The following is a 21,059-nucleotide window of genomic DNA, read 5'->3' as shown; positions in this document are numbered from 1 at the left end:
ATGGGCCGTGGGGCAGGGAGTGGCGTGCGACATGTCGGACCGGTTTATCGGGCGGGCAGGTGAACTGATCGAGGCGGCGGTTGCCAGTGGCAATATCCCCGGCGCCGCCGTGGCGCTGTGCACGCGCGACGGTTATCGCGAAGCCCATGTCTGCGGCCTGGCGGAAACGGCCCCCAACCAGCGGCCGGTCACGCACGACATCTGGTGGGATCTGGCAAGCCTGACCAAGGTGCTGGTCACGCTGCGGCAGATCCTGCGCCTTGCCGAAGCCGGCTGGCTTGATCTGGACGATCCGCTCGAGCGCCACCTGCCCGATCTTTATCAATATGATCCGGCAGCCCCTGTGCGGCGGGTAACGCTGCGCCAGCTCTTGAGCCATCAGGCAGGCCTGCCTGCGGTGGTGCCGCTTTATGCCGGCGCGGGAGATGCCGCCGCCGTTCGCACGCGCCTGTTACAGACAAGCTGGCAGCTGGGCGAGCCGGTCTATAGCGACATTGGCTATATGCTGCTGGGCCTTGTCATCGAGCGCATTACCGAGACGCCGTTTTCCGACTGGGTGCTGGATGAAGGACTGAGCTTCAACCCGCCCGCGCTGGAAGCGGCGGCAACCGAATTCTGCCATTGGCGCAACCGGCTGCTGGTGGGCGAAGTGCATGACGAGAATGCCAGTGCCCTTGGCGGCGCTGCCGGACATGCCGGGCTCTTCGGTACCGTGGACGGGCTCACCCGGCAGATCCACACCATCCTTTCCGGCAACTGGGCAAGCCCGGCGGCAATGCAGGCGATGGTGCGTCCGGTGGTGCCGGGCCGGGGCCTGGGCTGGAACCTTTTTGAGCCCGGCTGGCATGGCGGCAGCCTTGCCGGCCCGCAGACCATCGGCCATCTGGGATTTACCGGCGTCGGCCTGTGGATCGACATGGAGCGCGGTTATGGCTGGTGCCTGCTGACCAATCGCGTGCATCCCAGCCGCCACAAGGAAACCGGCATCATGGCGCTGCGCCGGGGGGTGGGAAACAGCATCGCGGCCGCCTGGCGGCCGACAAACCTGCCGGCATCCCGCAAGGGCTGAGAGCAAAAAAGCCCGTCAGGGCACCAGCTTGTAGCCGCCGGCTTCGGTCACCAGTATCTGGGCATTGGCCGGGTCGCGTTCGATCTTCTGGCGCAGGCGGTAGACATGCGTCTCCAGCGTGTGCGTGGTGACGCCGGCATTGTAGCCCCATACCTCGCCCAGCAGGGTTTCGCGGCTGATCGGCCGCTCACCGGCGCGGTAGAGATATTTGAGGATCGCCGTTTCTTTTTCCGTCAGGCGAATCTTGTCACCCTTTTCCTCTTCCACCAGCAGCTTCATCGCCGGGCGGAAGGAGTAGGGACCGATGACGAAGGCGGCATCCTCGCTATGCTCGAACTGGCGCAGCTGCGCACGCAGGCGGGCAAACAGCAGCGGCAGCCGGAAGGGCTTGGCGACATAGTCGTTGGCGCCGGCATCAAGGCCGAGAATGGTGTCGGCATCGCTGCCCTGGCCCGTCAGCATGATGATGGGCGCGCGAACACCCTCGCGCCGCATCAGCCGGCAAAGATCGCGCCCATCCATGTCCGGCAGGCCGACATCGAGCAGGATGGCATCGAAATGCCCGGCGCGCACGATGCCCAGCGCCTCTGTCGCCGTGCCGGCCTCGACGGTTTCGAATTCTTCCAGCAGGGCGAGCTGCTCGGCCAACGACTGGCGCAGGTCCAGGTCATCATCGACGAGAAGGATCTTTTTGCCTGCCGCCATTCCCCTGCGCTCCGCCCGGTCTCTTCCGGCTTCGGACAGTCCTTGACCGCCCTGCCGCCTTGTTCGCTACGCCGGCGGGAAAACTCTCTCCCCCGGCGTCCCTTGCTGGAGGCCACATCATATAGCCTCCTGAAGGCTTTCTATAGACTATAGGGAGAAAAACCGGAAGTTTCTGGCCCCGGCAGAATCACCGGACAAGAGCGGCCCCCTGCTCTTTGTTCTCTCGGCTGCCGCGCTTCTGGCACGGTGGTTGCTTCTCTCCAGCCAGAGCCGCTTCGGGGCGGCAGGTTTGACCGGCATGAATGCCACCGGGTTCGGGAGAGAGGTCCCATGGCTGTCACCAATCTGGCGTCGCTGGCGCCGCTGCCGATTTCGCAATCGTCAGCGAACCGCAGCACCAGTACCAGCAGCGCGTCCGCCGCTTCGGTGACGACGGCGAGCATTGACGCCGCCAATGCCAATACCGCTACGACCTCTACCAGCAACGGCTCCGGCAGCAACGGCTCCGGCAACACCGGTACCAACAGCAGCAGCACGGCCTCCAGCAGCCAGTCGGGCACCGCCTCTTCCACCGCAAGCGAGGACAGCAGCCTCAGCTTCGGCGACTTCATCGACCTGATCAACCCGCTGCAGCATATCCCCATCGTCAGCAGCATCTACCGCGCCGTTACCGGTGACCAGATCAGCGATCCGATGCGTATCCTGGGCGGTGCGCTCTATGGCGGTGTGATCGGTTTTGCCGCCAATCTGGCTTACACGGTGGTGGATGAGGCCAGCGGCGGCCATCTGGAAGAACGAGCGATGGCGAGCCTCGGCATCGGCGAAGCGCCGGCCGAGGATGGCACCGATACGGCGGTTGCCAGTACCGAGCAGCAGGACCCCGCGGCCAGCCAGCAATCGGCAGCCCCCGTCGATCCTGATTCAGCGCCGCGCATCACCATTCCGGCACCGCCCCTGCCAACGGTCGGCAACAGCATGGCTGCCGGCGTCAACAGCTCCCCGCTCGGCGCGGCCATGACGCCGGTGCTGCCGGTCAATGGCGGCAGCAGCGAGGATGTGCAGGATGTCTTCAGCCGTCTGGCCGCGGATATCCACAGCGGCGCTTATGTCGGCGGGGCCAGCAATCTCAACCCGCACGACGCCACCCGCACGATAACCGAAGCCAATACCGACCCGGCCGACATGACCAGCGGCAGCAGCATCTGGTCAATGGATCCGGGCGCCGCCGCCCGTGCCTTGCAGGAAGCCGATGCGGCCCGCCAGCAAAAGACGCGCGACAGCGCCATGGCGGTGGCAAAGACGCAGCAGGGCAAAACCGTCGAGGCCGCACAGGCAACCGGGGCTGTCAGCAGCGATATCGGGACCGCCCATGCCCTGACGCCGCCGCCCGACATGGCAACAGCCATGATGCAGGGGCTCGACAAATATGACGCCATGCTGCGCGCCCGCAAGGCAATGGCAAGCCCGCCGGGCCAACTGGCCAACCAGACAAGCTGAGGCGAGGTCGGAGCCTCTTACACCGGCTCCCTCCAGCTGCTAGACCCCGGGGTCCGGATGCGTCCTTAATGACGCTCGCGGCCGAAAAGGGGGCAGCACCGTGATCATAACCGTGGATCCTGCAGGATCGGTAAGCTGGATCGCTGCCGACGGCCAGACCGTCAGCCGGCGCTGCGCGCTCGGCAAGGGCGGTATCCGGCTGGACAAGCACGAGGGCGATGGCGCCACCCCGGCCGGCAGCTGGGAGCTGAAGCGCCTGCTTTACCGGCTGGACAGACTGCCGGAAGGCATTGAGACCCTGCTGCCCAGCGCCGCACTCACCCCGACCGACGGTTGGTGCGATGACCCGGCCCACGCCGACTACAACAAACCGGTGACCCTGCCCTTTTCCGCCCGCCACGAAGTGCTGTGGCGCGAAGACCCTGTCTATGACGTGATCGGCGTGCTCGGCCATAATGACGACCCGCCGGTACCGGGCCTTGGCAGCGCAGTTTTCCTGCATGTCGCACGGCCGGATTACAGCCCGACGGAAGGCTGCATTGCCTTGGCACTGCCGGATCTGCTCGAGCTTCTGCGCGCAGCCGGCCCCGGCACCCGCTTTATGGTGCCCTCAGCGGGCTGAGGCCAGAGGAGCGCCTAGCGCCGGCCCGCCTCGACAATCGCATGGCTGGGGCGGGAGCCGAAGATGGCCGAGCCGACACGCACATGCGTGGCGCCGTGCGCAACGGCCTTCTCGTAATCGCCGCTCATGCCCATGCTGATGACCGGCAGCGCAAAATCGCGGGCGATCTGGTGCAGCTGGCGGAAATAACCGACAGGATCATGTTCGGCAGGGGGAATGCACATCACCCCCTTGACCGGCAGGCCAAGCTTCCCGGCGCTCAACTCATAAAGTGCGGCAAAGTCACCCGCCGCGACCCCCGCCTTTTGCGGCTCGTTGCCGACATTGACCTGGATGAGCAGGTCGGGCCGGCGGCCAGTCTTGTCCATGGCGTGAGCGAGCGCTTCGGCCAGTTTTGGTCGATCCAGGCTGTCGATGGCATCGGCAACCTCCACCGCGTCCCGGGCCTTGTTGCTCTGCAGGCCGCCGATGAGGTGCAGGCGCAGGTCAGGCCAGCGCTCGCGCAGCTGCGGAAACTTGGCGGCCGCCTCCTGCACGCGATTTTCGCCGAAGAGGCGCTGTCCGGCCTTGAGCGCCGCTTCCACGATTGCCGTCGGGTGCGTCTTCGACACCGCGATCAGCGACACCTCGTCACCCTGCCGGCCGGCATGCGTCGCCGCTGTGGCAATACGGCGCCGGACCTCTGCCATATTGCTGGCAAGCTCTGCGACTAACGGATCATTGGCCGTGTTTCCGGCAGGAGACTGACTGGAAGAGTGCATCGAATTGCCCTGAGGCGTTGATTGTGCGAAAAGCGGCTTTCCTAGTGGCGTCAGCCGACCCCGACTTGTCAATTCCCAAGGGACCGGCCCCCAACCCCTCGAGCGAACCATCAAGCGATCCGAGATGCCCAGCCTGAACAAGAAGTCCCTCTGGCGCCTTGGGGTGCTGGCCACCCTGACACTGGCGCTTGGCGCCTGCGATACCCTCGGCATCAAGCCGGCGAAGCCCGGCGAGAACGAGAAGAAGCGGGAGTCCATCCTGGGCGAGGGCGGCATCGTTCTTGGCGGCGCCTCACGCGCCGAGGACAGCGATCCTGCGGGTGTGGGTGTGAACCCCTATCTGTGGCGCGCCGCGCTCGACACCATCGGCTTCATGCCGCTGGCTTCGGCCGATCCGTTCGGCGGCGTCATCCTCACCGACTGGTATTCCCCGCCCACCACGCCGGATGAGCGGCTGAAGCTCAACGTCTTCCTCATCGGACGGGCGCTGCGCGCGGATGGCGTGCATGTCAGCGTCTTCCGCCAGGTGCGCAGCCCCAACGGCTGGGCCGATGCCCAGCCGACCGAAGGCGCCGGCGCCAAGCTTGAGGATGCCGTGCTGACCCGTGCGCGCCAGCTGCGCATCGAGGCCGGCGACAAGTAAGACCCACCGGAAGAGGAAGCCGCGCAACGCCCGCTCCGTTACGGGCGCCTGCGGCCCGCCCCAGCAGAACCGTCAGAGAAGAAACCGAGCAAAATGGCCCGTTACAACGCGCGAGAGACCGAAGCCAAATGGCAGGCCGCCTGGCATGAGGCGCGCACTTTCGAAGTCACGGAAGATACCTCCCGTCCGAAATACTACGTGATGGAGATGTTTCCGTACCCGTCGGGCCGTCTGCATATCGGGCACTTGCGCAACTACACGCTCGGCGACGTAGTCGCGCGTTTCCGCCGCTCCCAGGGTTTCAACGTGCTGCATCCCATCGGCTGGGATGCCTTTGGCCTGCCGGCGGAAAACGCCGCTATCCAGAACAAGGTCCACCCGGCCAAATGGACCTATGAGAACATCGCCACCATGGGCTCCCAGCTCAAGCTGATGGGCCTCAGCTATGACTGGTCGCGCGAAATCGCCACCTGCTCGCCGGACTATTACCGGCACGAGCAGAAAATGTTTCTCGATTTCCTCAAGGCTGGCCTCGTCTACCGCAAGACCTCCATGGTCAACTGGGATCCGGTGGAGCAGACCGTGCTCGCCAACGAACAGGTGATCGACGGGCGCGGCTGGCGCTCCGGCGCGCCGGTGGAAAAGCGCGAGCTTGCGCAGTGGTTCCTCAAGATCACCGCCTTTGCCGACGAGCTGATCGATGACCTCACCCAGCTTGAGCGCTGGCCCGAGCGCGTGCGCCTGATGCAGGAAAACTGGATCGGCCGGTCGGAAGGTCTCGAATTCACCTTCGACGTGGTCGACGCGCCGGAAGGGCTGCCGAAGACCATCGATGTCTTCACCACCCGACCGGACACACTCTTCGGCGCCGCTTTCTGCGCGATTTCCGCCGATCACCCGATCGCCCGCGGCCTTTCTGCCACCGATGCCGGCCTTGCCGCCTTCCGCGCCGAATGCGCGGCGATGGGCACCAGCGAAGCCGCCATCGAGCAGGCGGAAAAGAAGGGTTACTTCACCGGCCTTTATGTGAACCACCCGTTCGACGCCAGCCGCAAGCTGCCGGTGTGGGCTGCCAATTTCGTGCTGATGGATTACGGCACCGGCGCCATCTTCGGCTGCCCGGCGCACGACCAGCGCGACCTTGATTTTGCCCGCAAGTACGACCTGCCGGTGGTGCCGGTGGTAGTGCCGGAAGGCAGCGACGCCGCCAGCTTCACTGTGGCTACCGAGGCCTATGTCGGCCCCGGCAAGCTCGCCAACTCCGAATTTCTCAACGGCCTCGGCGTCGATGAGGGCAAGCGCGCCGCCATTGCCCGCATGGAAGAGATGAACCGTGGCAAGGGCACCATCAACTACCGCCTGCGGGACTGGGGTGTCTCACGCCAACGCTACTGGGGCTGCCCGATCCCGGTCGTTCACTGCCCGGATTGCGGCATCGTGCCGGTGCCGGAAGACCAGCTGCCGATCGAGCTGCCGGACAATGTGAGCTTCGACAAGCCAGGCAACCCGCTGGAGCACCATGCCAGCTGGAAGCACACCAATTGCCCGACCTGCGGCAAGGCTGCTACCCGCGAGACCGATACCTTCGACACCTTCATGGAATCGAGCTGGTATTTCCTGCGCTATACCGACGCCAGCAACGACAAGCTCGCCTTCGACAAGGCCAAGGCCGAGTACTGGATGCCCGTCGACCAGTATATCGGCGGCATCGAGCATGCGGTGCTCCACCTGCTCTATTCGCGCTTCTTCACCCGTGCGCTCAGGGCCTGCGGTTACGTGGATGCGACCGAACCCTTCGCCGGCCTGCTGACCCAGGGCATGGTCGTGCATGAGACCTACAAGGATAGCGCCGGCCAGTGGCTCTATCCGGAGGAAGTCCAGCACGGGGACGGCGGCGCCCTCACCAAGATCGCCGATGGCAGCGCCGTGACCCGCGGCCGCATCGAAAAGATGTCCAAATCCAAGAAGAACGTCATCGGCCTTGAAGAGGTGGTGACGTCCTATGGTGCTGATACCGCCCGCCTGCTGCTGCTCTCCGACAGCCCGCCCGACCGCGATCTGGAATGGTCCGATTCCGGCATCGAGGGTTCCTGGCGCTATGTGAACCGCCTGTTCCGCCTGGTAACCGAGCCCGTGGTGGTCCTGCCGGCCGCCGGAACGCCGGTGCCGGCCGAACTGTCGCCTGCCGCAGCCAAGGCCCGCGCCGCCATCCACCGCACCATTGCGGCCGTGACGCAGCAGTTCGACCAGATTCAATGCAACAAGGCCGTTGCCGCCCTGCGCGAGCTCACCAACCAGCTGAGCGAACTGGACGGCTCCGGCGTCGGCGAGGCGTGGGTGCTGCGCGAAGGCGCCGAAGCCCTGATCAAACTCTCGGCCCCGATGATGCCGCACCTTGCCGACGAGATGTGGCAGGCGCTTGGTAATAGCGGGTTTGTCGTGGACGTGCCCTGGCCCGTCGCTGATGCGGCCCTGACCGTGGAAGACAGCGTGACCATTGCCGTGCAGGTGAATGGCAAGCTGCGCGCCACGCTGGAAATGGCGCGGGATATCGCCCGCGAGGATGCCGAGAAGGCTGCCCTGGCCGAGCCGCTGGTTCAGCGCGCTATCGGCGAAGGCACCGTGCGCAAGGTTATCGTTGTCCCCAACAAGATCGTGAATATTGTCGCAAATTAACGGAAAATACCGCAAAGCGGCGGCTGCCGCGTTGATTGCTGCAACCGGCTTGCTCGCCGGTTGCGGTTTTCATCCGCTTTATGGCGGCGGCGAAGCCTCCGGGACGGTGTTTGCCGCCGGGCATGAGGTGTCTATTGCCACCATGCCCGACCGCAGCGGCCAATTCCTGCGCAACCAGCTGATCGACCGGCTGAACTCCAAGGGCCAGCCGGAAAAGCCGGTCTATAGCCTGTCAGCCAAGATCAACGAGAGCATCGACAAGCTGAACATCGCCCGCGACAGCTCGGTAACCCGCGGGCAGATCGTGCTGAAGGTCGAGTTCAAACTCACCCGGCTCGGCGATAACAAGGTCGTCTTCAACGGCATCAGCCACGCGCTCAACGCCTATAACGTGACGCCGGAGCAGTATGCCGCGCTCATCAATGAGCAGGATGCCCGCGAACGGTCGCTGGAAGAGATTGCCGACGATATCGCCCTGCGCATCGGGCTCTATCTGGAGCATGCCGAGACCGCAGCCGGCGGCTAAGGCCGCTTTCCGGCAGCCTGCAGCCCAAGGACCTGTTCCCGCATGAAGATCGCTCCGCGCTCCGTTTCCGGCTTTCTGGCTTCGCCGCCGGCGGCTGTGCGCGCGGTCCTGCTCTACGGTCCCGATGCCGGCCTGGTGCAGGAGCGTGCAGGGCTTTTGTGGAAGCGGGTGGTCGAGGATGTGAGCGACCCCTTCCGCGTCGTTGACCTTGGCGCCGACACGCTTGCCAGCGAGCCTGCAAGGCTGCTGGACGAAGCCCTTTCTCTCTCCATGTTCGGGGGCCGCCGCCTGCTGCGGCTGCGCGACGCCGACGAGCGCTGCGTAACGGCCCTTCGCGGCCTGCTGGAGGGCCCTGAGAGCGACGCCTTGACCATTCTGGAGGCTGGGGACCTGAAACCCAGCTCGGCGCTCAGGCAGCTGTTTGAGAAGGGCGATGAGCGTACCGGCGCGATTGCCTGTTATGTCGATGATGCCGGCGACGTCGCCCGGCTGCTGCGGGACGCCATGCGGGCGGAAGGCAAGGAACTGAGCCGCGATGCCGAGCTCTATCTGGCAAGCTGCCTTACCGGCGACCGCCAGCTGGCCCGCCGCGCCATTGAAAAACTCGTTCTCTATATGGGCGACGAACGCACAGTCACGCTGGACCATGCCGAAGCCAGCGTGGGTGACAGCGGTGAGCTGTCACTGGATGAAGTGGCGTTTTCCTGTGTCGATGGCGATGGTGGCGCGCTCGACAATGCGCTCGACCGGGCTTTTGCCATGGGAGAGAACAGCGTGCGCATCCTGCGCGTGGTGCAGTCCCACATTCTGCGCCTGCACCTTGTCAGCGGCCTGCTGGCCGAGGGGGCGGGAATGGATCAGGCGACAAGCCAGCTGCGTCCGCCGCTGTTCTTCAAGATCAAGGACCGCTTTACCGCCCAGGCCCGCCGCCATGCGCCGGCTCGCCTGTCCCGCGCGCTCCAGCGCCTGATGCAGACCGAGGCCGAGTGCAAGAGCGGCCGCGGCGCGGATCCGGATTTGCTCTGCCGGCAAACACTGGTCGGTCTCAGCGTGTTTTTCAAACCACGCTGAGATTCTCGCCAAAACGACAAAAAATCCGGTGAATTTACTTTATCGCGACGCTGAAAGCAGCCGCACAACCTCGTCGAGCTGATCGAGCGAGCGATAGCTGATCACCAGCTGGCCCGTTTCATTCTCGCCTTCGATCGCGACCACCAGGCCCAGCCGATCAGAGAGTGTCTGCTCGAGCTCAACGATGTTCGGATCCTTGATTTCCGAACCCGGACGCGGCACAGGGCGCGGGCGTGCGGCTTTTACCGACGCCGCCACGGCAGCCACCGGATCCGCCGGTGCCTGCACCAGCTTTTCCGTCTGGCGAACGCTGAGCCCCTGATCCACCACGCGGCGGGCCAGCAACTCGGCATCCGGCCGGTTGACGAGGCAGCGGGCGTGGCCGGCGGAAAGCCGCCCGTCCATCAGCATCGCGCGCACCGGATCCGGCAAACCAATGAGCCGCATGCTGTTGGCAACATGGCTGCGGCTCTTGCCGACGGCCTTGGCCAGATCTTCCTGGGTGTACTGGAATTCCTCGATCAGCCGCTTGTAGCCCTCGGCTTCTTCCAGCGGCGACAGATCGGCACGCTGGATGTTTTCAACGAGGGAAATTTCCGCAGCTTCGCGATCATCCATATCGCGGATGACAACCGGCACCTCATGCAACTGTGCACGCTGCGCCGCGCGCCAGCGCCGCTCACCGGCAATCAGTTCATAACGCGTCGGATCGTCGGGATCCCGGCGAACCAGCAGGGGTTGCAACACACCCTTGGCACGAATGGATTGTGCCAGCTCGTCAATCGCCTCTTCGGTGAAGACACGGCGCGGCTGGTACTTGCCGGGGCGGATATGCTCGACCGGAACGGATTTGGTGGAGCGGACCTTGTCGAGGGCCGCATAATCTTCTGCCTCGTCCCCGAACAATGCGGAAAGACCGCGGCCAAGGCCGCGCTTGGAAGCAGCACCAGCGGCGCCGGTGGCTTTTGCCTTTTCGGGGGACTTGTCAGATGGGGTTGCCGACATCAGGCAACGAGCCTCCGTTCACGCTTCAAAACTTCACTGGCGAGATGCACATAAGCCTGCGAACCGGTGCAGCGCAGATCATAGAGCAGGGCGGGTTTGCCGAAGGACGGCGCTTCCGACACGCGGACATTTCGCGGAATGACCGTCTCGTAAACCTTGTCGCCCAGGAACTCCCGCACATCGTTGGCAACCATCTCAGAGAGATTGTTGCGACGGTCGAACATGGTGAGCACCACGCCCTGGATTTCCAGTGCCGGATTGAAGGCACGCTTGACGCGTTCAATGGTACGCATCAGATGCGACAGGCCTTCCAGCGCGTAGAACTCACACTGCAGCGGCACCAGCACCGCATCGGCCGCAACAAAAGCATTCAGCGTCAGCAGGCCGAGGGAAGGGGGGCAGTCGATCAGCACGTAATCATAGGCAATGGAGCTACGCTGCACCGCCTCTCGCAGGCGGTATTCGCGGTTCTCCTCATTCACCAGCTCCAGCTCGGCGCCGGTAAGCTCCATGGAGGCAGGAATGATCTCCAGCCCGGGAATGAGAGTCGGCACGCGGGCCTGCTCCACCGTCGCTTCATCGAATAGCAGGTTATAGGAGCCGACATTACGCTCCTTGCGCGTCACACCGAGGCCGGTGGAAGCGTTTCCCTGCGGATCGAGGTCGATGATCAGTACCCGGCGCTTTACCGCGGCGAGGGCGGTGCCCAGATTGATGGCCGTCGTGGTCTTGCCAACGCCACCCTTCTGGTTGGCGACGGCGATGATACGGGGGCGATGAACGCTGTCGGTTTCGGCTGACATCGGTGATGTTCTCCTGGTCAGACGGGCTTCAGATCACTCAGTTTCAGGATCGTGGCGCCCGCCTCACTGAGAGATGGGATGCGCTCTTCGCTCATACTCCATATTTTGCGTGCTTCCGTCAATTCCGACGCTACCTGTTGTCCCTTGGGGAACAGGCACAAACCCTCGGGTTTGAGTAGGCGCATCGCCATCGCCAGAAGCTCGGAAAGGGAAGCCAAAGCACGGGCCGTTACGACATCGACCGGCGGAATCGATACCGCTTCGATACGTTTCACGTGAAACAGAATATTCTGCAGGCCCATCACACGGGCGGCTTCCCGCTGGAAACTGCTCTTGCGGCCATCGCTTTCAATCGAGTTTACCTCGATATCCGGACGCAAAACCGCCAGAACAAGGCCCGGAAAACCCGCCCCGCTACCAATATCAGCGACTCGAAGCACCCCTTGCGGCAACAGCGGGGCCATCTGGGCAGAATCCAGTATGTGCCGCCGCCAGGGATCCGCCAATGTGGCATTGGAGACCAGATTGATCCGCTTCTGCCAACGTTGCAGCAGATCGACATAGGCCGAAAGCTGCTCCAGCTGCCGGGCCGAACAGCCCGTCTGCTGCTGGAAGTCCGCGGGGGAAAGAATGTCAGGCACTGAGTTTGATATCCCGGCGTTTCACGTGGCGGAGAAGGGCAGTAACGGCAGCCGGCGTGATGCCGGAGAGGCGCGCGGCCTGCCCCAGTGTCTCCGGTTTGGCAGCCTTGAGCTTCTCCCGCACTTCGGTACTGAGGCTTCCGATGGCGTCATAGTCCAGATCGCGGGGAAGCTGAAGGGCTTCATCGCGGCGGAAGGCCCGAATGTCGGCCTCTTGCCGTACCAGATAGCCGGCATAAAGCGCGTCGATCAGAACCTGTCCCCGCACCTTTTCCGGCACTTCGCCGATGGCAGGCCACATTTCGATAATCTGCGCCGGTGAAATTTCCGGATAGCGCAGGAGATCAAGAGCGGAGCGGCGCTGGCCATCCTGATTAACTGCAAAGCCGCGCTTTGCCAGTTCAGGCGGTGTCGCCGAGCACGACGCCATCAACTCCCGTGCCCCATCCAGCTGCTGCTGCCAGGCAGAAAAATGTGCCGCCCGTTTGCTCCCCACGACACCGATATCGATGCCGCGTGCAGTCAGCCGCTGGTCGGCGTTGTCCGCGCGCAGCCGCAGGCGGTATTCAGCGCGGCTGGTAAAGATGCGATAGGGTTCGTTGGTGCCACGCGTGACCAGGTCATCCACCAGCACGCCGATATAGGCGTCAGCCCGGTCGAGCTCGAAGCGCGGCGTTTCGGCGGATGGCTGCGATGCCCGGGCACCGGCGCCAAGGGCAGCATTGATACCGGCCATCAGGCCCTGTGCCGCGGCTTCCTCGTAACCCGTGGTACCGTTGATCTGACCGGCGAGATAGAGGCCGGGCACCTTGCGGGTTTCCAGCGTGCGCTCGAGTTCGCGCGGATCGACATAGTCATACTCAATGGCATAACCCGGCCGCAGGATCGTCGCGCGCTCAAGGCCGGGAATGGCCGCGATCATTGCCGCTTGCACATCCTCCGGCAGGGAGGTGGAAATGCCGTTGGGATAGACCGTGAAGTCATCCAGCCCTTCAGGCTCAAGGAAAATCTGGTGCCGGTCCTTGTCGGCAAACCGCACCACCTTGTCCTCGATAGACGGGCAATAACGCGGGCCGCGCCCCTCGATCTGGCCGGAATACATCGGCGCCCGATGCAGGTTGGCATGGATCAGCGCATGCATCGCCGGCGTCGTATAGGTGATGTGGCAGGGGATCTGCGGCGTCGTGATCTTGTCCGTAAGGGTGGAGAAGGGCACGGGCGGGTCATCGCCCTGCTGCACCTCCAGCGCCGCCCAGTCGATGGTGCGGCCATCAAGGCGGGCAGGGGTGCCGGTCTTGAGACGGCCCATCGCAAAGCCCAGCTTCTGGATCGATTCCGCCAGCGCCACTGTCGGCTTCTCGTCCACACGGCCTGCCGGAATACGCTTTTCGCCGATGTGGATGAGCCCGCGCAGGAAGGTGCCGGTGGTGATGATCACCGCCGCCGCGGCGATGCGGCGGCCGGTGGCTGTCACCACTCCGGCAACGCGACCAGCCGTGTCGAGGATCAGATCATCGATGGCTTCGCCCAGCAGCCGGAGATTTTCCTGTTCCGCCAGCACCTGCTGCATGGCTTCACGATAGAGCTTGCGGTCAGCCTGGGCGCGCGGCCCCCGCACAGCAGGCCCCTTGGAGGCGTTGAGCATGCGGAACTGGATACCGGCCCGGTCAATCACCCGGCTCATCACGCCATCAAGGGCGTCGATCTCCCGCACCAGATGCCCCTTGCCGAGGCCGCCAATGGCGGGGTTGCAGGACATCTCACCGATCTTGGCCAGGTCGTGAGTGGCGAGCAGGGTGCTGGCACCCATACGCGCAGAAGCCGCCGCCGCTTCACAGCCGGCATGGCCACCGCCAATCACCACCACATCTACTTTCTGGTCAAAACTCATCTGATCCGTCCCGAGCCGTAACCGGCTCTCCTGCACTTCCGATTTTGATTCGGAATGATAGGGCAACGATCATTCGTTACCTCTACGCACCGAACAAGGCCTGGCCTCTGTTTCACGTGAAACAGAGCCGTCGGCTCATTTTCCGATGCAGAAATCGCGGAAAATAATATCGAGCAGATCTTCAACGTCTACCCGTCCCGTGATCCGCCCGATCTCCCGCAGGGCGAGCCGCACATCCTCCGCCGCCAGTTCCGGCAACGGTGCTGTCAGTGCCCGCACCAACGCTTCCCTGGCCTCGGAAACAGCCGTACGGTGCCGGACCCGGGTGATGCCGGGAGCCGCGCCGGGGGCTGCCCTGTCCGCCACAGCCGCACCAAGTGCAGAGAGCAGGGCAGCGAGGCCACCAGCCGCGGCGACCGAAACGGCGATAACCGGATGGCCGGCAATAACCTCCGGAACCACCGCACCAGCCTCATCGACCTTCGTCACCAGGACCAGGCAATTCTCATCAAGCAGCGCGAGCGTTTCGCTATCCGGCGCCGCTGAGGCATCAAACAGGGCCAGCTTCAGATCGGCGGAACGGGCCCGTTCCAGCGCCCGGCGAATGCCCTCCGCTTCCACCCGATCTGCCGTTTCGCGCAGGCCCGCCGTGTCCCACAGGATAACCGGCAGGCCACCAAGATCGAGATGCACCTCGATCACGTCCCGCGTGGTGCCGGCGAGGTCGGAGACGATCGCCACATCCCGGCGGGCAAGGGCATTCAGCAGGCTGGACTTGCCGGCATTCGGGGCGCCGATAATGGCAACGGCCACCCCTTCGCGCAGCCGCTCACCCCGGCCGCCATCATCCAGATGGGCCGCCATCCCGGCAATCAGCGCCTCTACTTCCGGCCGCATCGTTGCGCTCAGACCTTCCGGCAAATCCTCGTCGGGAAAGTCGATCTCGGCTTCCTGGTAGGCGAGGGTGCGGGCCAGGCGATCGGACCAGCTGTCATAAAGGCGGGAAAGCCCGCCTTCGAGCTGGCGCAGGGCCTGGCGGGCCTGGGCAGAGGTTTCGGCATCGACAAGGTCGGCAATGCCTTCGGCCTGGGTCAGGTCGAGCCGGCCATTCTCAACCGCACGGCGGGTAAATTCACCCGCCTCGGCCGGCCGCAACTCCGGCATCGCCGCAAGGCTGGCCATCACGCCGGCGCTCACGGCGCGGCCACCATGCAGGTGCAGCTCCACCACATCCTCGCCGGTAAAGCTTGCAGGCCCTGCAAAGCGCAGCACCAGCGCCTCGTCCAGCACGGCATCCGTCACCGGGTCCTTCAGCCGGCGCACACTGGCAAGGCGGGGGGCCGGCAAGGTGTCCTCACCCTGCAACCGCCGCAGGGCTGTGGTGGCTGCCGGGCCGGAAATCCGCACCACGGCCACACCCCCGCGACCGGGCGGTGTCGCGCTGGCAAAAATCGTCTCACGCATGAAGGGGCAACAGGCTCATGAAGGGTGAAAGGCGGAAGGCAGAAAGAAAAACTCAGCTCCCGGACTTGCCGCTGCCGCCGGTCATATTCTGCCAGAACATCTTCTGCAACTGCTCAAGCCCCTGGGCGCCCATCGGCAGCCAGGCCTTCATCATCGCTTCCGGGTCCATGGATTTGATGTTGGCGAGCAACTGCTCCTGCACCCGTTCCATCAGCGCCTGCTGCATGGGCTGGACATCCGGCAGACCAAAAAAGGTCCGCAGCTCTTCCGGTGTGCAGTCGATATCGAATTTGATCTTCATCGCGTGCCGCCTTTTCCTCTGGTGCCGGGTCCGGATCCGCGCTCGTGACAGGGCAGCTTACACGAGCCGCCGGCCCTTGGCTGCCCCGGTATCGCCTTCCAAAATTGAAGCCGGGCAGGGGGTTGCCGGGCTCCCGGCGCGGCCCCATTGTCAGGTCCATGATGCTGCAAAACCGCCTCGCCGAAACCGCCAGCCCCTATCTGCTCCAGCATGCCGACAATCCCGTGGCCTGGCAGCCATGGGATAGTGAAGCGCTGCGCCTTGCCCGGGAGCAGGGCAAACCCATCCTGCTTTCCATCGGGTATGCTGCTTGCCACTGGTGCCACGTGATGGCGCATGAAAGCTTCGAGGATACGGAGATTGCCGCCCTCATCAACGAGGCCTTCATCCCCATCAAGGTTGACCGCGAGGAACGGCCGGATCTGGACATGCTTTACCAGCAGGCGCTCGCCGTCATGGGCCAGCAGGGCGGCTGGCCGCTGACCATGTTCCTGACCCCGGCAGGGGACCCGTTCTGGGGTGGCACCTATTTTCCGCCCCGCGCCCGTTGGGGTCGGCCGGGTTTTGCCGACATTCTGGCGGGACTGGCCGGTACGTGGGCGAATGAACCGCACAAGGTGGAGCAGAACCGGGCCGCTCTGGTTGCTGCTGTCAGCCGCCTTTCCGCGCCGCCCGAAGTGGACGACGAGGAGGAGCTGGAAGCCCTCACTCCGGCTCATCTGGACCGCATGGCAAAGCTTCTGGCAGGTCGCATCGATATGCAGCATGGCGGCATCGGCGACGCACCCAAGTTCCCCAATACCGGAATCCTGACGCTGCTGTGGCGCGGTGCCTGGCGCAGCAACGACAATGCCCTGCGCCAGGCCGTCATCACCAGCCTTGTCCACATGGCCGACGGCGGCATCTACGACCATCTGGGCGGCGGTTTTGCGCGCTATTCCACCGACCGTGAGTGGCTGGTGCCGCATTTCGAAAAGATGCTCTACGACAATGCGCTGCTCGTGGACCTGATGGTCGATGTATGGCGCGGCGAGCCGGCCTCAACCCCGCTGCGGCCGCTGCTGGCAGAGCGGATTGAGGAAACCGTTATCTGGCTTGCCCGCGAAATGGCAACCGACGGCGGGGCCTTTGCCGCCACCATCGATGCCGACAGCGAAGGCGAAGAGGGCGCCTTCTATCTCTGGGACAAGGCGGAGATCGATGGGCTGCTGGGCCCGGCGGCTGCGGGTTTTGCCCGGGTCTATGGCGTCACCCGGCACGGCAATTTCGAAGGCCGCACCATTCTGGGCCGTCTGGCGGATCCGGGCCAGCGCGGCACGGCTGATGAAGAAGCGGAACTTGCCCGCTGCCGCGGCCTGCTGCTGGCCGCCCGTGACGGGCGGATCCGGCCAGCGACGGACGACAAGATTCTGGCGGACTGGAACGGGTTGATGATTGCCGCTCTCGCCCGGGCAGCCTTTACCTTCAACCGGCCGGACTGGCTGGCGATGGCCGAAAAGGCCTGGAATTTCATAATTACGCATATGATGACGCCGGAGGGAAAGCTGCGTCATTCATGGCGTGAAGGGCGGCCGGGGCCCGACGGTTTTCTGGAAGACTATGCCGCCATGGCCCGGGCTGCCGTGGTCCTCAGCCAGGTCACCATCACAATGGATGGCCGGCAGAAGCGGGAGCGTTATCTGCAGCAGGCAAAACAGTGGCTTGAGATTGTCGAGCACCATTTCGCCGCGCCGGCGCCCGGTGGTTATTACATGACGCCGGCAGATGGCGAACCGCTCTTCAGCCGCAGCCTCAGTGCTGCCGACGCAGCAACCCCTTCCGGCAATGGCCTGCTGATGGAAGTTTTTGCAAGCCTTCACGCCCTGACCGGGGTAACGGAGTGGGAGGGGCGGGCACGCCAGCTCGTCAGCGCCTTTCTGCCCCAGATCGCCCAAAATTTCTTTCCCTACGCCAGCCTCATCAACGCAACCGAGCAGGCAATGATGCCGGTTCAGCTGGTCATCGTCGGTAAGGCCGGCACCCCTGATCTCCTTGCCCTCATAGAAGCCGTCAGGGCCTGCCCGTTTCCGGCCTGGACGCTCACCATCCGCGAGGAGGAAGAAGCACTGCCGGCAGGCCATCCAGCGGCCGGCAAGGGGCTCGTGGGGGGCAAGGCTGCGCTTTATGTGTGCGAGGGACAAACCTGTCTGGCACCGCTGACTGATCCGGCAGCGGTTGCCGGTTTCATGGCGTATCGCCCGTCCGGATGGGCCCCGGCCCCCAGCCATTAGGAGTGCGCCGCCGCTCCGGCCGCCAGGCCGGATCGCGGCTGGCGTTCACCAGCCGGTCCACCAGCTCTTCAAAACCCACCTCGGCCTTCCAGCCCAGCTTCTCCGCGGCTTTTGCCGGATTTGCGCGGCTGACGGAAATATCGAGCGGGCGCAGCAGGGCAGGGTGGGTATCGGTATGATCCTGCCAGTTGAGACCAACAGCCCGGAAGGCGAGGTCCAGAAAATCGGAGAGTGGCCGGCTAGCCCCGGTGGCGATCACATAATCATCCATCACCGGCTGCTGCATCATGCGCCAGATGGCCTCGACATATTCCGGTGCCCAACCCCAGTCGCGCTGGATGTCGATATTTCCCAGCGACAGCCGCTCCCGCGAGCCGGCAGCGATCCTCACCGCCGCATCGACAATCTTGCGGGTAACGAAATGGCCTGGGCGCAGCGGGCTTTCATGGTTGAAGAGGATGCCGGTGCAGGCCGGCATGCCATAGGCTTCGCGATAATTGGCAACGGTCCAGAAGGCGGTGGCCTTGGCCGTGGCATAAGGGCTGCGCGGACGAAAGGCAGAGGCCTCATTTGCCGGATCCGGCGTATCGCCGAAACATTCGGATGAGCCGGCATTATAGAATTTGGCCTTGCTGCCCATCAGCCGCAGGCATTCGAGGATGTTGAGCACCGAGAGATTGATGCTCTCATGCGCTTCCATCGGCTGCTCGAAGGAAAGCCCGACGGAGGTCTGGCCAGCGAGATTATAGATCTCGTCCGGATCGCATTCCCTCAAGGTCTTGTAGATGCTGCGAAAATCGTTGGTCACCATTGAGGTGAGGCGCACTTTGTCGCGCACCCGCAGCAGGTCAAGATTGGCGAAGCGGCCCTGCCCCTGGTCTCGCGACGTGCCGATGACCGAATAACCTTTGTCGACCAGAAGCCGGGCAAGGTAGGCACCATCCTGGCCGGAAATACCGATAATCAGGGCTACGGGCATGCGCTCATCCGCTTCGCCGGGGGTCAATAACAAAGGCCGCCCCCGCGCGCTTGCAGGGGCGGCCTTCTGTTATACGGCCAAACCGGTGATTACTGGTTCATGCTCTGGAAGAAATCGTCATTGCTCTTGGTGTATTTGAGCTTGTCGAGCAGGAAGTCGATCGCCTCGTTCGGGCCCATCGGCATGAGGATGCGACGCAGCACCCACATCTTCGACAGCGTGCCGCGTTCGACCAGCAGCTCTTCCTTGCGGGTACCGGACTTGCCGATATCGATGGCCGGGAATGTGCGCTTGTCGGAGATCTTGCGATCAAGCACGATTTCCGAGTTACCGGTGCCCTTGAACTCTTCGAAGATCACTTCATCCATACGGCTGCCGGTATCGATCAGCGCCGTGGAGATGATGGAAAGGCTGCCACCTTCCTCGATATTGCGGGCGGCACCGAAGAAGCGCTTCGGGCGCTGCAGGGCATTGGCATCGACACCGCCGGTCAACACCTTGCCGCTGCTCGGCACCACGGTGTTGTAGGCGCGGGCGAGGCGGGTGATGCTGTCGAGCAAAATAACGACGTCGCGCTTGTGCTCGACAAGGCGCTTGGCCTTCTCGATCACCATTTCGGCAACCTGCACATGGCGGGCGGCCGGCTCGTCGAAGGTGGAGGAAATGACCTCGCCATTCACCGACCGCGCCATGTCCGTCACTTCTTCCGGGCGCTCGTCGATGAGCAGCACGATCAGATAGACTTCCGGATGGTTGGTGGCGATGGCGTGGGCGATGTTCTGCAACATCACCGTCTTGCCGACGCGCGGCGGCGCCACGATGAGGGCGCGCTGGCCCTTGCCGATCGGGGCGACCAGATCGATGACACGGCCGGTGAAATCCTTGCCCTGATTGCCCTTGCGCTCGCCTTCCTTCGGCTCGGCCATTTCCAGCTCGAGCTTCAGGCGCTCATCCGGGTACAGCGGCGTCAGGTTGTCAAAGTTGATACGCTGGCGCACGCGCTCCGGCGGATCGAAGTTGATGCTGTTGACCTTGAGCAGGGCGAAATAGCGCTCGCCATCCTTCGGCGCGCGGATCTGCCCTTCCACCGTATCGCCGGTGCGCAGGCCAAAGCGGCGCACCTGGCTGGGGCTTACATAGATGTCATCCGGGCCGGGAAGATAATTGGCCTCGGGGGACCGCAGGAAACCGAAACCGTCAGGCAGAACTTCCAGCACGCCGTCGCCGAAGATCGGCACTTCATCGTCGGCAAGCTTCTTGAGAATGGCGAACATCATGTCCTGTTTGCGCAGCGAATGCGCATTCTCGATGCTGAGCTCCTCCGCAAAAGCGAGGAGTTCGGCCGGAGATTTGACCTTGAGTTCGGCGAGATGCATGGAGGTTCGATCCTGGGGGAACTGATATTCCGGAGATACGGTTCGGGCGCGTCCGGAACAGAATTGACGGCAATGATGGCAGCAAGAAAGCGGCAGGAAGGGTCGCGAAAGGAATGCTTAAGGAATAAGGAGCCGGCAATGGAGAAGGGACCGGCCTATCGCTTCCGTTCGCGCCAGATCCGGTAACGGGCAGGATCCTCCAACCTTGTAACAAGGCCCGAGGACTGCCCGACATCGGGGCAACCGGAACTTCTTCCGTAAGGCGATGGGTCTAGTAAGACACGCCACGGTCAGATGTCAACGCCTTGCTCTGATGAAATGCGCGGGAGCTCAAAAAGGTTTCACGATGACCATGATGACGATGACGATCATCAGCAGAGTCGGTACCTCGTTGGCAATCCGGAATGTTTTCTGCGTACGGGTGTTGGCATCACGGGCAAAGGCCTTGAGCCAGCCGCCATAAATGCCGTGAACCGCGCTCATCAGCAGTACCAGCAGCAGCTTCAGATGAAACCAGCCCTGGGAAAAGATCGATGGATCCATGGCAACCATCGAGCCACCGAAGACCCAGGTAGCGATCATCGCCGGGCTCATGATGAAGCGGTAAAGCCGCCATTCCATGACCTTGAAGCGCTCCGATGCATCGCTGCCGGGGGCGGCATCGCAGTGATAGACGAAGAGCCGCGGCAGATAGAGCATACCGGCCATCCACGAGATGACCGAAATGACATGGAATGCCTTGAGCCAGAGATAGAGCAT

19 protein-coding genes are annotated in these 21,059 nt (G+C 63.7%); 8 read left to right on the top strand and 11 right to left on the bottom strand.

Annotated features, from left to right (window positions below; genetic code table 11):
* Positions 1-31: 31 nt before the first annotated feature.
* A complete protein-coding gene (locus QTL98_RS01375) occupies positions 32-1,069 on the top strand; it encodes a serine hydrolase domain-containing protein (protein ID WP_445680446.1) in 1,038 nt (345 codons plus the stop codon).
* 15 nt (positions 1,070-1,084) lie between these two features.
* On the opposite strand, the gene QTL98_RS01370 is transcribed toward QTL98_RS01375, so the two are convergent.
* Positions 1,085-1,774, bottom strand: a complete 690-nt coding sequence (locus QTL98_RS01370; protein ID WP_445680445.1) for a response regulator transcription factor — start codon at positions 1,772-1,774, stop codon at positions 1,085-1,087.
* A 330-nt stretch (positions 1,775-2,104) separates the two neighbouring features.
* On the opposite strand from QTL98_RS01370, the gene QTL98_RS01365 reads away from it, so the two are divergent.
* On the top strand, positions 2,105-3,271 hold the full coding sequence (locus QTL98_RS01365; protein ID WP_445680444.1) for a hypothetical protein: 1,167 nt from the start codon (positions 2,105-2,107) through the stop codon (positions 3,269-3,271).
* 103 nt (positions 3,272-3,374) lie between these two features.
* Positions 3,375-3,893 carry a L,D-transpeptidase family protein gene (locus QTL98_RS01360; protein WP_510637604.1) on the top strand — a complete coding sequence of 173 codons (519 nt, stop codon included), beginning with the start codon at positions 3,375-3,377 and terminating at the stop codon, positions 3,891-3,893.
* Between the two features lie 14 nt (positions 3,894-3,907).
* Here QTL98_RS01360 and QTL98_RS01355 read toward each other — a convergent pair whose 3' ends face one another.
* Complete coding sequence (locus tag QTL98_RS01355) at positions 3,908-4,654, bottom strand: YggS family pyridoxal phosphate-dependent enzyme (protein ID WP_445680442.1); 747 nt, start codon at positions 4,652-4,654, stop codon at positions 3,908-3,910.
* A gap of 124 nt (positions 4,655-4,778) precedes the next feature.
* Here QTL98_RS01355 and QTL98_RS01350 point away from each other — a divergent pair, with 124 nt between their 5' ends.
* From QTL98_RS01350 to holA, 4 genes are all read left to right on the top strand, one after another.
* Positions 4,779-5,297 carry a DUF3576 domain-containing protein gene (locus QTL98_RS01350; protein WP_445680441.1) on the top strand — a complete coding sequence of 173 codons (519 nt, stop codon included), beginning with the start codon at positions 4,779-4,781 and terminating at the stop codon, positions 5,295-5,297.
* 93 nt (positions 5,298-5,390) lie between these two features.
* The gene (gene leuS / locus QTL98_RS01345) at positions 5,391-7,973 is read left to right on the top strand and encodes a leucine--tRNA ligase (protein ID WP_445680440.1); all 2,583 of its coding nucleotides are present in this window, start codon (positions 5,391-5,393) and stop codon (positions 7,971-7,973) included.
* Positions 7,974-8,004: 31 nt separating this feature from the next.
* On the top strand, positions 8,005-8,499 hold the full coding sequence (gene lptE, locus QTL98_RS01340) for an LPS assembly lipoprotein LptE (RefSeq protein WP_445680439.1): 495 nt from the start codon (positions 8,005-8,007) through the stop codon (positions 8,497-8,499).
* A gap of 42 nt (positions 8,500-8,541) precedes the next feature.
* Positions 8,542-9,570 carry a DNA polymerase III subunit delta gene (gene holA / locus QTL98_RS01335; RefSeq protein WP_445680438.1) on the top strand — a complete coding sequence of 343 codons (1,029 nt, stop codon included), beginning with the start codon at positions 8,542-8,544 and terminating at the stop codon, positions 9,568-9,570.
* Positions 9,571-9,609: 39 nt separating this feature from the next.
* Here the strand turns inward: holA and QTL98_RS01330 are convergent, their stop codons facing one another.
* The 6 genes from QTL98_RS01330 to QTL98_RS01305 form a co-directional block, all read right to left on the bottom strand.
* Positions 9,610-10,575, bottom strand: coding sequence for a ParB/RepB/Spo0J family partition protein (locus QTL98_RS01330; RefSeq protein WP_445680437.1), 966 nt, complete (start codon positions 10,573-10,575; stop codon positions 9,610-9,612).
* Entirely contained in the window at positions 10,575-11,378 is an 804-nt protein-coding gene (locus QTL98_RS01325; protein ID WP_445680436.1) for a ParA family protein, read from the bottom strand. Before QTL98_RS01325 ends, QTL98_RS01330 begins: the two co-directional genes overlap by 1 nt.
* A gap of 17 nt (positions 11,379-11,395) precedes the next feature.
* On the bottom strand, positions 11,396-12,019 hold the full coding sequence (gene rsmG, locus QTL98_RS01320; RefSeq protein ID WP_445680435.1) for a 16S rRNA (guanine(527)-N(7))-methyltransferase RsmG: 624 nt from the start codon (positions 12,017-12,019) through the stop codon (positions 11,396-11,398).
* On the bottom strand, positions 12,012-13,910 hold the full coding sequence (gene mnmG, locus QTL98_RS01315; protein WP_445680434.1) for a tRNA uridine-5-carboxymethylaminomethyl(34) synthesis enzyme MnmG: 1,899 nt from the start codon (positions 13,908-13,910) through the stop codon (positions 12,012-12,014). Before mnmG ends, rsmG begins: the two co-directional genes overlap by 8 nt.
* 135 nt (positions 13,911-14,045) lie before the next feature.
* Positions 14,046-15,374 (bottom strand): tRNA uridine-5-carboxymethylaminomethyl(34) synthesis GTPase MnmE, encoded by a 1,329-nt coding sequence (gene mnmE, locus QTL98_RS01310; RefSeq protein ID WP_445680433.1) that lies wholly within the window; start codon positions 15,372-15,374, stop codon positions 14,046-14,048.
* A gap of 52 nt (positions 15,375-15,426) precedes the next feature.
* On the bottom strand, positions 15,427-15,675 hold the full coding sequence (locus tag QTL98_RS01305) for a DUF6489 family protein (protein ID WP_445680432.1): 249 nt from the start codon (positions 15,673-15,675) through the stop codon (positions 15,427-15,429).
* Positions 15,676-15,833: 158 nt separating this feature from the next.
* Here QTL98_RS01305 and QTL98_RS01300 point away from each other — a divergent pair, with 158 nt between their 5' ends.
* Entirely contained in the window at positions 15,834-17,945 is a 2,112-nt protein-coding gene (locus tag QTL98_RS01300) for a thioredoxin domain-containing protein (protein ID WP_445680431.1), read from the top strand.
* Here QTL98_RS01300 and QTL98_RS01295 read toward each other — a convergent pair.
* The 3 genes from QTL98_RS01295 to hemJ form a co-directional block, all read right to left on the bottom strand.
* Positions 17,899-18,924: a GDP-mannose 4,6-dehydratase gene (locus tag QTL98_RS01295; RefSeq protein ID WP_445680430.1), complete on the bottom strand. Its 1,026-nt coding sequence runs from the start codon at positions 18,922-18,924 to the stop codon at positions 17,899-17,901. The genes QTL98_RS01300 and QTL98_RS01295 overlap by 47 nt on opposite strands.
* Positions 18,925-19,013: 89 nt before the next feature.
* On the bottom strand, positions 19,014-20,300 hold the full coding sequence (gene rho, locus QTL98_RS01290; protein ID WP_445680429.1) for a transcription termination factor Rho: 1,287 nt from the start codon (positions 20,298-20,300) through the stop codon (positions 19,014-19,016).
* A gap of 330 nt (positions 20,301-20,630) precedes the next feature.
* The gene (hemJ, locus tag QTL98_RS01285) at positions 20,631-21,059 is read right to left on the bottom strand and encodes a protoporphyrinogen oxidase HemJ (protein WP_445680428.1); all 429 of its coding nucleotides are present in this window, start codon (positions 21,057-21,059) and stop codon (positions 20,631-20,633) included.

Source organism: Radicibacter daui (assembly GCA_030657355.1).
Classification (GTDB): Bacteria; Pseudomonadota; Alphaproteobacteria; order Radicibacterales; family Radicibacteraceae; genus Radicibacter; species Radicibacter daui.
Note: the sequence above shows the minus strand (reverse complement) of the source record. Positions and strands in the feature narration are given on the sequence as shown.